The following is a 14701-nucleotide window of genomic DNA, read 5'->3' as shown; positions in this document are numbered from 1 at the left end:
GTTTCCTCTCATCAAAAATCAATGCATAGAACGCCGCAACCATTTTTGCATAAATCCTTTAATTCCACTCAATGCACCTGGTTGTGGAACCTGTGGCATTGCTGCAAAACGGTGTGCCAGATTTAGTACATCTCTTGAAGCCGCACATCCCGGAAAAGCAACCATAAATGGCACTTGTCTTTTGACTGCCTGCATGACATGAGTATCATCACTGATATGGCCAAGCAGCGGGATTTCGATCTCCAAAAAGCGTTTCGCAACAAGTGCGATCTTATCGGCAACTTGACGGGCCTCATTATCGTTATCGGCACGATTGACTATAATTTTGAATACCGTATCCTTCTGCAACCCATTGACGACTTTAATTAGTGCATACGCATCTGTTAAGGACGTTGGCTCTGGGGTGGTTACTACCATACATTCGTCAGCTGAAGTGATGAATTTAAGATTTTCTTTGGATAAACCTGCACCTGTATCAAAAAGAATATAATCCATGTCTGCTGCCATTTTTTCTACTTCTTCGGCAAAATAATTCAGATTCTCATCTGATAACGCAAACAGTTCGCTTAAGCCTGAGCCTCCAGCAATATAAGGCAAACCACCTATACCCGTTTGAATAATTTCCTCAATTGATTTTTCACGTTTCAACAGGTGAAGAAGATTATATTGTGAATGGGCCCCCATCAACACATCAATATTAGCCATACCGATGTCAGCATCAAACACAAGTACCTTTCGACCAAGAGATTGCAGGGCCAAAGCAAAATTCAGCGTAAAATTGGATTTGCCTACCCCGCCTTTACCACTGGTGATCGTTATAACTTTTGCGTGACGATGACGTGGGGCTAATCGATACTTATCCAAGGATGAAGCCATTTGTCTAAGTGATTGGGCTTGATCACTCATATGGAATCTCCGTTAACTCCTGGTGATCCTTTGGCTCCAAGCAGCATACTTGTCACCATTTCTGCATCGGGATGAAGCAGGTCGTCAGGAACATTTTGTCCATTGGTAATATAGGCCAACTGCATCGGAAACTGGTGTAAAAGATTAAACATTCCGCCACAACTGCCTGTCTCATCCATCTTGGTAAATACAACCTTACCAAGACCAAACTTACTGAAATGTTCAGTTATATTAAGCATATCCCTGCTTTTGGATGTCAGGCTAAGTACCAGGTACGTTTCACTTTCATTAATAGGTGAAAGCAGACTTTGCAGTTCTGATACAAGCAGTTCATTACGATAATTTCGCCCTGCAGTATCCATGAGGATTAAGTCACAATGCTCCAGACGTTGAATAGCCCTTTGGACGTCACCGGGAGATTGCACAACTTCAAGCGGTACATTCAAAATCGTAGCGTATGTACGCAGTTGCTCGACGGCTGAAATCCGGTACGTGTCAGAAGTAATAAATCCAACTTTGCGATGATGCTTGAACAACTGTTCCGCTGCCAACTTCGCAATGGTTGTCGTTTTTCCTACTCCGGTAGGGCCTGCAACATACACAATTTTGGTATCTTGGGAGATCCCTTTATCCAGTCTTGTCTGTATAAAACTGGTCACTTCCTCACGAAAGGCTTGTTCCCAATCAAAAGTTTCAGGCGCAAAAGAATGCTCACTTCGACGCACATATACCTGTTCGATCCAATATTCCAATAAATCACGTTCCACTTCCTGTTCCAACACATGCTCACAAATCTGTTGTAGCGCCTCAGGCCAAGTACTTTCCATTGAAGAGTTTCTGGAAAACCGAGTCATCATCGCCTTCATTTCCCGCAATTCATTAAGCAATGCCTGATTTTCCTCTGCTCCACTCTTGTCTGAAACACTTGCTTCGCTTGGCCGTTTATGCAGCTCACTGGATGATTTCAGGTTCGAAAGCGATACTTCTTGATCAAATGCCTGAGATAGAGTCTCTGAATTATTAGCAGACCTAGGCGACAAATGCTCAGTTGCTGATGCAACTTGTTCTGTATTAACCGTTAAATCAGCTTGTCCTTCTTTGGAACTACCGGTTATCTGTTGTGTAACCCGTCGATAAGCTTCTGGAGCTGCTTGTCTGGGGACCACAGGTACTGATGTTTTTTCCGGCTTCTCAGGGGTGTTCATTAGAGGCGAAGCAGCCTGGGCAAGCTGGTGTGACGAGCGTTCAGCCCGCCGAGGCTTTTGAGGTTGCTGCTCCTCAACTGCAGCAACCACTTCAATTTTCTTTTTACTGAACATCCCCATAAAACCGCCGACCTTCACTTCCTTTGTACTTAAAATGACGGCATCTGTTCCTAAGTCACCCCTGATTTGCAGCATGGCTTCTGGCATGGTATCCACTAGATATCGTTTCACTCTCATAAGTTCACCACCCCGACACTTTGAATTTCAACGTTCGGCTCCAGCTCACTGTACGACAGCACCGGGACATCCTGCATCGTCCGCTCCATCACTTGCCGCAAATACATACGTATTGTCGGTGACGTTAACACAATAGGCTGTTGTCCAGATTGAATGAGACGGTTGATTTGCTCCATCATCCTTTGATACACCGTTTGCGTTGACACCGGATCAAGCGCCAAATAGCTACCTTGCTCCGACTGCTGCACGCTCTCAGCAATTTTCTTCTCCAATCCTGGTCCCACGGTAATAACGCGCAACGTTTCTCCCTGCTGTGCAAATTGCTGCGTAATCTGTCGTGATAACGCTTGACGAACATATTCAGTCAGCACGTCTGGATCTTTTGTATAAGTACCATAGTCAGCCAGTGTCTCGAATATAGTCACCATATCGCGAATAGAGATTTTTTCTTTCAACAGCTTGGCCAGCACTTTTTGTACGTCCCCAATCGCAAGCACAGAAGGAATAAGGTCGTCCACCAGCACTGGATAATTCTCCTTAAGATTGTCAACCAGCGAACGTGTTTCCTGTCTGCCAAGCAACTCATGAGCATGTTTCTTGATCGTCTCTGTTAGATGAGTAGCTACAACTGAAGGTGGATCAACCACCGTATAACCTGACAGTTCAGCAACATCCTTGGTGTTCTCGTCAATCCAGAGCGCAGGCAATCCGAAGGCCGGTTCTGTTGTTTCAATCCCTGTGATGGAGTCGTCGTCGTATCCCGGACTCATAGCCAGATAATGATTCAACAACAGTTCTCCGCCGCCTACCGTATTGCCTTTAATTTTAATTACATATTCGTTAGGCTTGAGCTGAATGTTGTCCCGAATACGAATGACCGGCACAACCAACCCCAGCTCCAAGGCGCATTGACGGCGAATCATAATGATTCGATCCAGTAAATCACCGCCTTGCTGTGTATCCGCCAACGGAATCAATCCGTACCCAAACTCAAATTCAATCGGATCTACTTGAAGCAAATTGATAACACTTTCCGGACTACGCACCTCTTCGATTTGTTGCTCCTCCTCCAGCTGTTCATCAGCAATTTGCTTGCGTTCCATATTGCCTTGCATTCTTCGGGCTGCGAAAAACAATAGAATTGCCAGTGGAAGAGTTGTAATGATATGAATAGGCGTGAAGAGACCCAATAATGCAATGGTGGCAGCCACTATGTAGATCAATTTTGGATATGAAAAGAGCTGTCCGGTTAAATCTTCTGCCAAGTTGCCATCCGACGTAGCCCGCGTAACAATCAAGCCTGATGCCGTGGATATGAGCAGCGCGGGAATCTGGCTGACCAATCCATCACCAATCGTGAGAACAGAATACGTTGACAGCGCTTCTTGAAATCCTTTTCCCTGAACGGCCATACCGATAATAAAGCCGCCCACCAGGTTAATGATCAAAATGATAATACTGGCGATCGCATCGCCTTTAACGAATTTACTCGCACCATCCATAGCTCCGTAAAAATCAGCTTCCCGTTCGATTTTACTGCGTCGTTCACGGGCTTGTTGCTCATTAATCAGACCTGCATTCAAATCAGCATCAATACTCATTTGTTTACCTGGCATCGCATCCAATGTAAACCGGGCGCCCACCTCTGCTACCCGCTCCGATCCTTTGGTGATAACAATGAACTGTACGACCACAAGAATGAGAAAGACAACAAAGCCGACGGCAATTTGGCCGCCTGCAATCCAGCTACCGAACGTAGCAACTACTTCGCCGGCATGACCCTCACCTAAAATAAGTTTGGTCGTAGAAATGTTGAGCGCCAAACGAAACAACGTTGTAATGAGCAGCAATGAAGGAAAGATAGAGAACTGTAAAGCTTCCTTCGTGTTCATTGAAACGAGTAGAATCATCAAAGCAATAGAAATATTAATGACGAGTAGAACATCCAGCAGCCATGAAGGGATCGGGAGAATCATCATAAGAACGATACCGATGACGCCTGCAAGGACGGTTATATCTTTTATTTTCACGGGTCTCTTGGCCTCCGATCCCTTTATTTCACTTTACCTTTTAATTTATATACATACGCCAGCACTTCGGCAACGGCCTGAAAAAGATCAGCTGGTATCGCATCCCCGATTTCGGCTCTTTGAAACAGCGCCCGCGCCAGCGGCTTGTTTTCCATCGTTATAACGCCGTTTTGCTTGGCAATTTCCTTAATTCGGAGCGCGACATAATCTTGTCCTTTCGCAATAATCTGCGGCGCTTCCATCTCCGAACCGTCATATTTCAAAGCCACAGCAAAGTGCGTAGGGTTGGTGATGATGACATCTGCATTAGGAACCTCCTGCATCATACGCTGCATAGCCATACGGCGCTGCCGCTCGCGAATTTTCCCTTTGATCAGCGGGTCACCCTCCATTTTCTTGTACTCATCCTTGATGTCCTGTTTGGACATTTTCAGATTTTTCTCATGCTCATAACGTTGATACATATAATCCAATATCGATAGAATGAACAGCACCACACCAATTTTGAGTCCCAGTTCCATGGTTAATGAAGCCGTAAAACTCAACATCTGATCGCCGGACATCTCAGCTAGTTTGGGGAGGTCAGCCTTTGTTTTCCAAAGTACGCTGTACACCAGATAACCAATTACGGTCATTTTTAAAACAGATTTCAGGAATTCAACCAATGACCTCATGGAAAAAATATTTTTGAAGCCTTTAATCGGGTCAATCTTGCTAAACTTGGGTGTAATGCCCTCTCCGGTTAATAAAAAACCGATCTGCATGTAATTCGCTGCGATCCCGATGACAATGGCACCCACAAAAATAGGAGCCAGCATAATCAAGATTTGCACACCATACTCACCCATCATGAGTAGCGTTGTATTCGGTGTTACTTCCATAGACAGCCGATTCACAAAAATATCCCGAAACAAGCGGACCGCATGATCCTTAAAATACCCGCCGAAAATCATGAGGCAAAAAAACGTAACTAGCAGGACACCAGCAGCGGGCAACTCCATGCTCTTGGCAACCTGCCCTTTTTGTCTTGCATCCTGTTTCTTCTTGGGTGTAGCTTTTTCCGTTTTTTCCCCTGAGAACAACTGCAGGTTCATAGCATATTTAAATGACAAACTACGTTCCTCCAGACCAGACATTAAGGACGATTACCCATAATATCCAACAAGTTGCGCATGGATTCGAACATCACAGAAAACAATCTTTCGAATATTAAAGCAAAACCTGGCATGAGAAGCAGTAACATGAACAATCCCACAATAATTTTAAGCGGCACACCAATAACAAAAATATTAAATTGCGGTGCTGTTTTAGCTAAAAAACCGAGTCCCACATCCGTTAAAAAGGTAGCTACTACAATGGGAGCAGCAATTTGAAAGGCCAGCATAAATGATTCCGCAAAAGAACGTACCAGGAATTCAGTTACACTGCCACCATACAGCTTTATAAAAAAATCATTTGTCAGTGGTACCCAATCATAACTGTATAAAATAGCGTTTAGCAGATGATGGTGCCCGTTGATGCTCAAAAAGAACAATACAGCTATGGCGAACTTGAAATTACCCGTAAGAGGCGTTGAAGCCCCTGTCATGGGATCAAATACACTGGCCATTCCGAATCCCACCTGTAGGTCTATAAATGAACCTGCGGTTTGGATCGCTGTCATGAACAAATATGCAGTAAACCCCAGCAACAACCCGATCAGCACCTCACGCCCTACTAACAGCACATATGCTACATCGGTCGGCACCTGTTGATGCGTACCATATGTAAGATACACGACCAAAGCTAGAAATCCTGAAATTCCGACCTTAAAGATATTAGGTACCCCTCGGGTTGAAAAAATAGGCGCTACTACAAAAAACGAGGTAATCCGACAAAAAATCAGCAAAAAAACAGGAAAACTCTGCAACAATATGTTCATCACTTTCAGCCTAACCTATATATTTGTACAGATTGTCCAGAATGTTATACGTAAAGTCCACTAATGTGGTCAATATCCAGGGCCCGAACAAAAGCAATGCCAGCAATACGGCGACAATCTTCGGAACAAAGGCCAGTGTCTGCTCCTGAATTTGAGTTGTCGCTTGAAAAATACTTATAATCAAACCCACGACTAGCCCCAAAATCAGCATCGGAGCACTCACCTTGAGTACAATGTACACCGCTTGCCCAGCCAGGGAAATAATAAACTCCGAAGTCATTGCCGTCCTCCTTGATTGCTGTCCTTGCAGAAAGTATTCATGTATTAAAACTCAGAAGTAATGATTTGACGACCAAATACCAACCATCTACAAGTACGAAGAGCAGTATTTTAAAAGGAAGCGAGATCATTACCGGTGGTAGCATCATCATTCCCATAGCCATGAGTGTACTGGACACTACAATGTCTATAACTAAAAAGGGTATGAAAATCATAAAGCCCATCTGAAATGCCGTTTTCAACTCACTGATTGCATAAGCCGGAACCATCACCGTTAGTGGAATATCTTGATAATTCTTTGGTTTTTCCATCTTGGTGTATTTCATAAAGAGCAGTAGATCCTTCTCACGTGTATGAGAGAACATAAAAGTCTTAATCGGTACCGAAGCCTTATCCAATGCCTGAGACTGTGTTATATCCCCCTTGAGATACGGCTGAAGCGCAGTTTCGTTCATAGCTGAGAAGGTCGGTGCCATAATAAATAAGGTGAGAAACAAGGCCAGTCCAACAAGCACCTGATTGGGCGGCATCTGCTGAGTTCCCAGTGAAGTCCGCACAAAGCCAAGTACAATCACGATACGCGTAAAACTTGTCATAAGTACAAGCAACGCGGGCGCTACACTAATGACAGTAATAAGTAAAATAATAGACAGCGAGGTGGCACCGGGCTGTCCTTTGTCCGAATTGCCGACTTGAATATCAATGTTCGGAATCGGTTCCGCAGAGGCCGCCGTCACCGAAATGAAGCTGAACAAGACAAGCAGCAAACATGCTAGTATAATCTTTTTTCTCATGAATCTCCCGACCGATCTGTAGTATTCTCCTCATTGCGCAACTTTTCAAGTTTATCCTTGCGATTCGGCATCTGCCGAAGCTTGGATTCAAACATCTCATGAAAAGACGTCTCCTCTTCAGGTTGCTGCTGCTGTGCCGCGTTGTTCCGGCGAAGCTTATCCGCAATTTTAGCGAATAGCGGGGCAATCGGGCCGCGCTGCAGAGAAGCTTCCTGCTCCAGTGCGGCCAAAATTTGCTCCACTTCTTCAGGATCGGATACTTTGTCAACAAGCCGGATATCTTCTCCCACACCAATGAGGTACACACTGCTACCAACTTCAACAAGCTGAAGGGATTTATTGGGGCCAAGCCCCACGCCTCCCAGTATGCGAACGGAGCGGTTGCTGAACCAGCTCTGATTTCTTTTACTCAAAAACCGTATCAAGTACACGATCAGTACGATGATAAAGATTAGCACGAAAAGGACCCAAGCAATGTTTCCTATATTGCTGGATGTACTCAAAGCGTCAGAGGCACCCTGTTGTGTATCCATACTGGATGCGCCTTACACACCCAGTGTTTTGTTGATGGCTTCGATAACCCGATCCGATTGGAATGGCTTAACGATAAAATCCTTTGCGCCAGCTTGAATGGCATCAATTACCATAGCTTGCTGCCCCATCGCGGAACACATGATAACCTTTGCATTCGGGTCAATTTGTTTGATTTCCTTCAGAGCGGCAATGCCGTCCATCTCAGGCATCGTGATATCCATCGTAATCAGGTCCGGACGAAGCTCCTTGAATTTTTCAATGGCCTGTGATCCATCCTGGGCCTCTCCTACTACTTCAAATCCATTTTTGGACAGGATGTCCCGAATCATCATTCTCATAAATGCAGCATCGTCCACGATCAAAATACGGTTTGCCATCTGAAATAAATCCTCCCTAAATTATGCTTTTATTGTAATTTTTGAATTCGGTCCCATTGGCTTACAATATCCGTTACACGCACGCCAAAGTTCTCGTCGATTACGACAACCTCGCCCTTGGCAATCAGTTTGTTGTTAACCATAATGTCCACCGGCTCCCCGGCAAGCTTGTCCAGTTCAATAATTGAACCTTGTGAGAGCTCCAGAATATCTTTAATTTGCTTTTGGGTCCTTCCTAATTCTACGGTGACTCTAAGGGGAATGTCCATCAATAAATTTAAATTGTTTTCATCCACTTGCGGAAATCCACCGGACTGCAAGTTAGAAAATTGTACAGGCTGCACATTTACATTACGTCCCGGCGGTACGGCCCCGTAATGATGAGGCGTCCCATAAGGCGCTTGTGGTGGCACACCTGCTGGCATTCCATAACCCGGTGTTCCATAACCTGGAGCGCCCTGCTGCCCATATCCCGGGTCTTGAGGATACATCGGCGGTTGTTGCCCATAGCCTGCATCTTGCGGCGCCTGCGCGGCTGCAGGCGGCTGTTGGTAGGCTGGTGCAGATGGTGGCTGCGGAGTACTAGCTTGTGTCGGCGCTTCGGGAGCAGCTGTTGCAGCTGCCTGCTGTGCGGACGCTTGCGGTTGCTCGTCATCCTCTCCGCCATTCATTAAGATGCTCACCATCTTTTTGGCGAAATTAACAGGTAACAGTTGCATCAGCGTAGAGTCAATCAGATCTCCAATTAATAACCGGAAGGATACTGTAATCAGCGTCTCTTCATCTGGCAGGCTGGATACTCCATCACCGTGCAGAGGGTCCAATATATCAATTCCTGGTGGAGAGATATTAACAAAACGATTAAACATGGTAGACATGGAGGTCGCAGATGATCCCATCATCTGATTCATCGCTTCCTGCACGGCACTGATGTGAATTTCATTCAATTCTTCATCTGCCGGATTTCCTCCACCACCAAGCATTAAATCCGCTATAACCTGCGCATCACGCTTTTTAATTACGAGCGAGTTAATACCTTCAAATCCATCGACATAATTTACATGTACGGCTACGTGCGGCTTTGGAAATGCAGTTTCAAATTCAGAACGTGTAATAATTGAAACCTTAGGTGTCGTAATATCCACCTTTTGACCGAGCAGTGTGGAAAGAGCCGTAGCTGCGCTGCCGAACGTTATATTACCGATTTCCCCGAGAGCATCCTGCTCCAGAGAAGTCAGAAAATCGTCAACGGTCTTGCCTGCGGGAGTAGAATCCGTCCCCGCTTCAGACTGTTTCAGCAAGGCATCAATTTCCTCCTGGGACAAATAGTCTTTACTCGTCAATTTCTTCAACTCCTTCGTTGACAATTTCATCAATTTGTACGGCAACACGATCTCTCACCATGCCGGGACTTCCCATAAACTTCAATTTCTCGCCTACCCGGATGGATAGCCCTTCTTTGACTGGCTTGTTCAATGAAATGACATCTCCTACCGAAAGGCCCAAAAACTCGGCTACATTTATCCGGGATTCACCCAACTCCGCAATAATAGGAAGCTCTGCTTTGGTGACCCGTAATCTCAAGGCGTCGATCTCTTCAGGCGCCCTTGATTTCTTTTCGGATGTAAACCACTGGTGCGTGGACAGTCTGGCCATAATAGGTTCCAATACCACGTGCGGGATACAGAGGTTAATCATCCCTGTGGTATCACCAATTTTGGTGCTAAGCGAAATCAGAGCAATCGTCTCGTTCGGCGAAACAATCTGCATGAACTGCGGATTCGTTTCCATAGCCTCTAGACGTGGTTCAATGTCCAGTACCGTTTTCCAAGCCTCTTGCAGGCTATCAAAGGTACGGCTGAAAATTCGCTCCATGATCGTCGTCTCAATTTCGGTCAATGCGGTAACCTTAGTTGGTGCCGAACCTGTTCCTCCGAGAAGCCTGTCCAGCATGGCATAAGCTACGTTCGGGTGAACCTCAAGCACCATTCGGCCTTCCAGTGGTTCAGCTTCAAAAATGTTTAGAATGGTCATTTTCGGAATGGAGCGAATGAATTCATCATATGGAAGCTGCTCCACCTGAACGACATTAATCTGGACAAAAGTACGAAGCTGTGCTGAAAAATAAGTGGTCAGATACCGGGCAAAGTTCTCGTGTATCCGCGTCAGACTTCGTATATGGTCCTTGGAAAACCTAAGCGCTCTCTTGAAATCATAAGCGCGAACTTTCTTTTGGGTTTCTTCCTTTTTGAGTTCTTCCGCATCCATTTCACCGGATGAGAGAGCTGCTAAAAGGGCATCAATTTCCCCTTGTGACAGTACATCCACCAATGTTATTCACCCCCTTACGTGTTCCTGACAAGATCACCTGGAATCAAATGGCTGCCAGCAAAAAGTCTGTAATTTTGGCGTTCCCCAGGTGACCTTCAGGGAGCGACTTGTTGATGAGATCCGTCAGCTTGTCACTGAACTGATCCCGGCCTTTAGCCGTTCTGAGCTCATCAGGTTTGGTGTCTGCAAGTAATTGAATAACGATGGGCTTAATACTAATGTCCTTGATTTTTTCAAAAGCTTCTTTTGCTTTGGCATCGTTCAATTGAAAAGCAAGATTCATCTGCACAATGTAATCTGCGTCTGCCAAATTCGTTTTGATACCGGTAATTTCAGAGCTTACTTCCACCAATTCATCTGCTGACAATCTTGGAAGTTGTTCTGCTTGAGCGGCTTGCGCATTCGGTATGACTTCCGACTTCTTCCCGCTAAGCGCTGGTATAAGTACAAAGGCCGCGCCTGCAATCAAAGTAATCGCGAGTAAAATTGTAATGAGCCATGGCAGCATCTTCTTCATTCGTCTTCCTCCATTTGTTGCACTTTTATCGTGGCGGCATGCATGCCGATTTCACGGCTGTAACCCTTGATCAAGGAGACGACATCTGCCGCTTTTTCCAATACAATCAACCGTTTCCCCGTCACCAAAGTGACGTATGTATCCGGTGTTTCCTCCACAGTCTCAATGAGCAGCGCATTAAGCCACATAGGCGAGCCGTTCAGCCGCGTTAACGGGATCATCGTAACACCAACCTCCTGATAGGTGCGGAGGAGCCTCTACTCCTCCGCGTTTAAATGAGATTATCGTTTCAAGTTTACAACTTCCTGAAGCACTTCATCCGAAGTCGTAATGATACGTGAGTTCGCTTGGAATCCACGCTGAGCCACGATCATTTCGGTGAATTCGCCTGTCAGATCAACGTTGGACATTTCCAGTTGACCCGCGATAATAGCTCCAAGACCATCTGCATTCGCTACTCCAGGCTCAATTGCATCAATATTTGAGTTGACCGTAGTACGGTACAAGCTTCCTCCGATTTTTTCCAGACCTTCTGGGTTCGTGACTCTGGCTAATCCAATTTGCGTACCATTGTCAACTGTTCCGTCATCCAATTGCTGTACAATTGTACCGTCCTGCGAAATGGAGAATGATGTAACATTGTCAGCAAGTGTGATAGGATCTCCACCTGCATCCCCTACGAAAAACCCATCGGAGGTCACCAGATTTCGGTTCGCGTCTACATGAAAATCACCTGCACGAGTCAGATAAGGGACTTCCTGTGCATCATTCATTTTGACCAGGAAGAAACCGTCACCGTTAATCCGCAAATCCGTTGGATTGTTTGTAGTCATTGCACTACCTGGAAGATGCATCGTATCAATTGAGCTGACGGACACCCCTAGACCAACCTGCTTGGCATTTTGACCTGCAGTTGTCGTAGCATCAGGTGCACTTGCGCCCGAACTGGTTTGGCTCAAAATATCCTTGAACATCACTCGGCTGGACTTGAAGCCTGTAGTATTTACGTTTGCAATGTTGTTACCGATAACGTCCAGCTTTGTTTGAAAGCCCTTCATGCCCGATACACCTGAATACATTGATCTCAACATTGAGTATAAATCCTCCTCTGATTGGTTGCTTAGTTGACCGCATCAGTCGATCCGCGGCTTTTTCATGGCTTTCCTATTCGGGCCAGCCACTTTTTATGAAATAATTACAGCACTATCTATCTGCGTAAATACGTTATCCTCCATGGACTGCTTGTCCATCGCAGTAACAACTGTTCGATTAGGCACACTAACAATCAAAGCCATATCCTGCATTAAAATTAAAGATTCTTTAGCGCCTTTGGCAGCAGCCTTATCCACAGCAGAGTTAATTTTCGCCATTTGGTCACTTCTCAACTCTATTCCTCGCTGCTCCAGTCGCTTGGCTGCATGGTTGCTGAGCTTGAGCACCTGTTCCTGCAACACCTGACCAAACGGCTTGGTGTCCTTGGTTACCGAATTTACTCGGTTTTGAGAAATCGCTGCCGGAGGAACGTTGGTAGGAAAAAGACGTCCAACCGTTATCCTGTCATTCATGAGTTCTCACCGCTTCCAGTAGAGGAAGAAGATGAAGTATCTGACGTATCTGTAACAGGAGCCGTTGTGTTAGCCTGGCTTACTGATGTTACATCTTTTAATGCTACCTCAGCCGCTCCCATTTTGGCATACTGCACACCGTCACGAATAACGATGGAATCTACGATTCCACTTTTCACTGTACCTGCGCCTGTTTCACCTGTTATGGAATCTTTTTTACCCGGCTCAATCCAGCTAACTTCTTTTCCTATCAAACCAGAAGCTGTACCCAAAGACTGTCCCAATGCAGTCAACTGGGTAGAAATGTTCATCAGTTGTTCCACCGAGGAAAACTGTGCCATTTGGGCGACAAATTCTTTATCCTCCAAAGGCTGCATTGGATCCTGATTTTGTAGCTGAGTGATCAAGATTTTTAAAAATTGATCTTTACCCATCGTCTTAGTATCCTTGGCACTTGCTGTTTTGACATTATTCACATTGTAATTCGGCCAGACGTTACTGGTGGATACATTGTTGTCTGTAGTCGTCATTGTGTTCTCACCTCCATCATTACGCTTGTGCTGTAAAGGAGCCTGTCCGATTCATGTCATCAGCGCGTTGTTCTGCTGTCCAGTTACGAAGCTCTTCTGTCATTTCAGCTACCTTCAAAGCATCCTCGCTCTCTTCTCTACCTCGAGCTTTAGAACGTTGGTTAGATTGCTGCTGCTGATTAGCTCCAGAACCGCGTCCATCCTGATACATATGGGAGGATAGCGACTCATTGTGCGTTACTTCTACTTTATCCACTTGAATACCTTGGCTCTGAAGACTCGTACGCAACTGCGACATTTGCTGTTCCAGCAGATCCTTCGCGCCGCTATGCTCAGTCATAAACTGGGCAACCAGATGGCCGTTTTGCATCGTCAGCTTAACCTCCAGCTGGCCCAGATGATCTGGACGAAGCATGATGGTTGCTTCTGTCAAACCGGTGTGCTTTACAATATCAAGTTTCTGCACTACAAACTCAGTCATCTCCTTGGCGAATTGTCGTACATGTACGACCGGTTGAGCTGGAGCCGAAGGTGTTGTTCCCTGCGTTTGCACCGAAAGCTGCCCCGCAGTCGTGATCACCGGAGTCTGATTATCAGTTGCTGACGGATCCGCTTGCTCAGCTACATCTACGAAAGTACCCGCTTCATCCGTTACAGTCGTTTTAACTGCGGACTGAACGAGAAGATTTGTTGATGAACGTTGTCCTTCTGAGCCTTGCTGGCTATTTTCACCCTGACTTGCTTGCTGCTGAGGGGTAACCTGTTTGTTTGTAGATGCTGCAGTTAAGGTCTGAGCACCATTTGCCCGTTGTGCAGAAGGCTGAACCGCTTGTGAATCTCCACTATCAGCAAGTTCCACAGCTTTCATTACTCCATTCCACTGCTCATCGGAAATAGCTCCTGTCCCAGCCGTTGCGCTTTGAAGCGATTGTAGTAACTGTGTCACTTTAGCCTTTTGGTCGCCCGAAGCCTGCTCTGCTACATTGGCAAGTTGTGACAAAGCGTCCTGTAATGCAAACCGAAGAGTTGCCGGATTAGCTGCCAAGGCTGTTAAGCCTGTAGCCTCTGCCGTTTCCCCGCCGTCTGCCTGTTGATTGGTTCCATTTCCTTGCAAAAACTGTTGTACTTGCTGAATCCATGATTGCAGAGTTGCAAGCAGGGCAGGATCGGCAACTACCTGATCATCCAGCTTTTCGAGATTTTGCAGCAAAGGAGCTAATGTTTCAACCAGCGGCTCGGTTGGAGCTTCCGCAGCTTCTCCGTTTGCAATAAGCGGTAATACCATAACTAATGGAGAACCATTTGCATCTGTTCCAGCTGAGCCGGTTTGCCCGCCTGTCATCATCTGCGTCAGTGTTTGATTAAAGGCACCCGTGGTTGCTCCAGCAGCCGTGGTTGTACTTGTTGCTGACGCTGTCGTACTGCTTGCTGTTTGACTAGAGCTAAGAGATACACTTTGAGAAATAAGGGTCATA

The 14701-nt window shown here is 45.8% G+C and carries 17 protein-coding genes; all 17 read right to left on the bottom strand.

Annotated elements, in window-relative coordinates; translation table 11 throughout:
- Positions 1 to 18 precede the first annotated feature (18 nt).
- On the bottom strand, positions 19 to 906 hold the full coding sequence (locus tag ACN6NF_RS09595) for a MinD/ParA family protein (RefSeq protein WP_474317128.1): 888 nt from the start codon (positions 904 to 906) through the stop codon (positions 19 to 21).
- Positions 903 to 2348: a flagellar biosynthesis protein FlhF gene (gene flhF, locus ACN6NF_RS09590; protein ID WP_474317126.1), complete on the bottom strand. Its 1446-nt coding sequence runs from the start codon at positions 2346 to 2348 to the stop codon at positions 903 to 905. Before flhF ends, ACN6NF_RS09595 begins: the two co-directional genes overlap by 4 nt.
- On the bottom strand, positions 2345 to 4378 hold the full coding sequence (flhA, locus tag ACN6NF_RS09585; RefSeq protein ID WP_040101567.1) for a flagellar biosynthesis protein FlhA: 2034 nt from the start codon (positions 4376 to 4378) through the stop codon (positions 2345 to 2347). Before flhA ends, flhF begins: the two co-directional genes overlap by 4 nt.
- Before the next feature lie 23 nt (positions 4379 to 4401).
- On the bottom strand, positions 4402 to 5514 hold the full coding sequence (gene flhB, locus ACN6NF_RS09580; RefSeq protein ID WP_474317124.1) for a flagellar biosynthesis protein FlhB: 1113 nt from the start codon (positions 5512 to 5514) through the stop codon (positions 4402 to 4404).
- Positions 5514 to 6299, bottom strand: coding sequence for a flagellar biosynthetic protein FliR (fliR, locus tag ACN6NF_RS09575; protein WP_474317121.1), 786 nt, complete (start codon positions 6297 to 6299; stop codon positions 5514 to 5516). The genes flhB and fliR overlap by 1 nt, the downstream gene beginning before the upstream one ends.
- A 10-nt stretch (positions 6300 to 6309) precedes the next feature.
- The gene (gene fliQ, locus ACN6NF_RS09570; RefSeq protein WP_007430038.1) at positions 6310 to 6579 is read right to left on the bottom strand and encodes a flagellar biosynthesis protein FliQ; all 270 of its coding nucleotides are present in this window, start codon (positions 6577 to 6579) and stop codon (positions 6310 to 6312) included.
- 37 nt (positions 6580 to 6616) lie between these two features.
- Complete coding sequence (gene fliP / locus ACN6NF_RS09565; protein ID WP_013309901.1) at positions 6617 to 7372, bottom strand: flagellar type III secretion system pore protein FliP; 756 nt, start codon at positions 7370 to 7372, stop codon at positions 6617 to 6619.
- On the bottom strand, positions 7369 to 7905 hold the full coding sequence (locus tag ACN6NF_RS09560; RefSeq protein WP_013370688.1) for a flagellar biosynthetic protein FliO: 537 nt from the start codon (positions 7903 to 7905) through the stop codon (positions 7369 to 7371). The genes fliP and ACN6NF_RS09560 overlap by 4 nt, the downstream gene beginning before the upstream one ends.
- 12 nt (positions 7906 to 7917) lie before the next feature.
- Positions 7918 to 8283, bottom strand: a complete 366-nt coding sequence (locus tag ACN6NF_RS09555; RefSeq protein WP_013370687.1) for a response regulator — start codon at positions 8281 to 8283, stop codon at positions 7918 to 7920.
- A gap of 29 nt (positions 8284 to 8312) precedes the next feature.
- On the bottom strand, positions 8313 to 9626 hold the full coding sequence (fliY, locus tag ACN6NF_RS09550; RefSeq protein ID WP_474317116.1) for a flagellar motor switch phosphatase FliY: 1314 nt from the start codon (positions 9624 to 9626) through the stop codon (positions 8313 to 8315).
- Positions 9616 to 10614 carry a flagellar motor switch protein FliM gene (gene fliM, locus ACN6NF_RS09545; protein WP_013370685.1) on the bottom strand — a complete coding sequence of 333 codons (999 nt, stop codon included), beginning with the start codon at positions 10612 to 10614 and terminating at the stop codon, positions 9616 to 9618. The genes fliY and fliM overlap by 11 nt, the downstream gene beginning before the upstream one ends.
- 43 nt (positions 10615 to 10657) lie before the next feature.
- Positions 10658 to 11131, bottom strand: coding sequence for a flagellar basal body-associated FliL family protein (locus tag ACN6NF_RS09540; protein ID WP_013370684.1), 474 nt, complete (start codon positions 11129 to 11131; stop codon positions 10658 to 10660).
- Positions 11128 to 11352: a flagellar FlbD family protein gene (locus tag ACN6NF_RS09535; protein ID WP_013309896.1), complete on the bottom strand. Its 225-nt coding sequence runs from the start codon at positions 11350 to 11352 to the stop codon at positions 11128 to 11130. The genes ACN6NF_RS09540 and ACN6NF_RS09535 overlap by 4 nt, the downstream gene beginning before the upstream one ends.
- 60 nt (positions 11353 to 11412) lie before the next feature.
- Complete coding sequence (gene flgG / locus ACN6NF_RS09530; protein WP_017427928.1) at positions 11413 to 12222, bottom strand: flagellar basal body rod protein FlgG; 810 nt, start codon at positions 12220 to 12222, stop codon at positions 11413 to 11415.
- Positions 12223 to 12315: 93 nt separating this feature from the next.
- On the bottom strand, positions 12316 to 12696 hold the full coding sequence (locus tag ACN6NF_RS09525) for a TIGR02530 family flagellar biosynthesis protein (protein WP_016820954.1): 381 nt from the start codon (positions 12694 to 12696) through the stop codon (positions 12316 to 12318).
- Positions 12693 to 13226, bottom strand: a complete 534-nt coding sequence (locus tag ACN6NF_RS09520) for a flagellar hook capping FlgD N-terminal domain-containing protein (RefSeq protein WP_474317111.1) — start codon at positions 13224 to 13226, stop codon at positions 12693 to 12695. Before ACN6NF_RS09520 ends, ACN6NF_RS09525 begins: the two co-directional genes overlap by 4 nt.
- Before the next feature lie 19 nt (positions 13227 to 13245).
- Positions 13246 to 14700 carry a flagellar hook-length control protein FliK gene (locus ACN6NF_RS09515; RefSeq protein WP_474317108.1) on the bottom strand — a complete coding sequence of 485 codons (1455 nt, stop codon included), beginning with the start codon at positions 14698 to 14700 and terminating at the stop codon, positions 13246 to 13248.
- Position 14701 lies beyond the last annotated feature (1 nt).

This window comes from Paenibacillus sp. TSM33 (genome assembly GCF_056099025.1).
The sequence above is the reverse complement of the archived record's forward strand: the minus strand, read 5'-3'. Positions and strand labels throughout refer to the sequence as shown.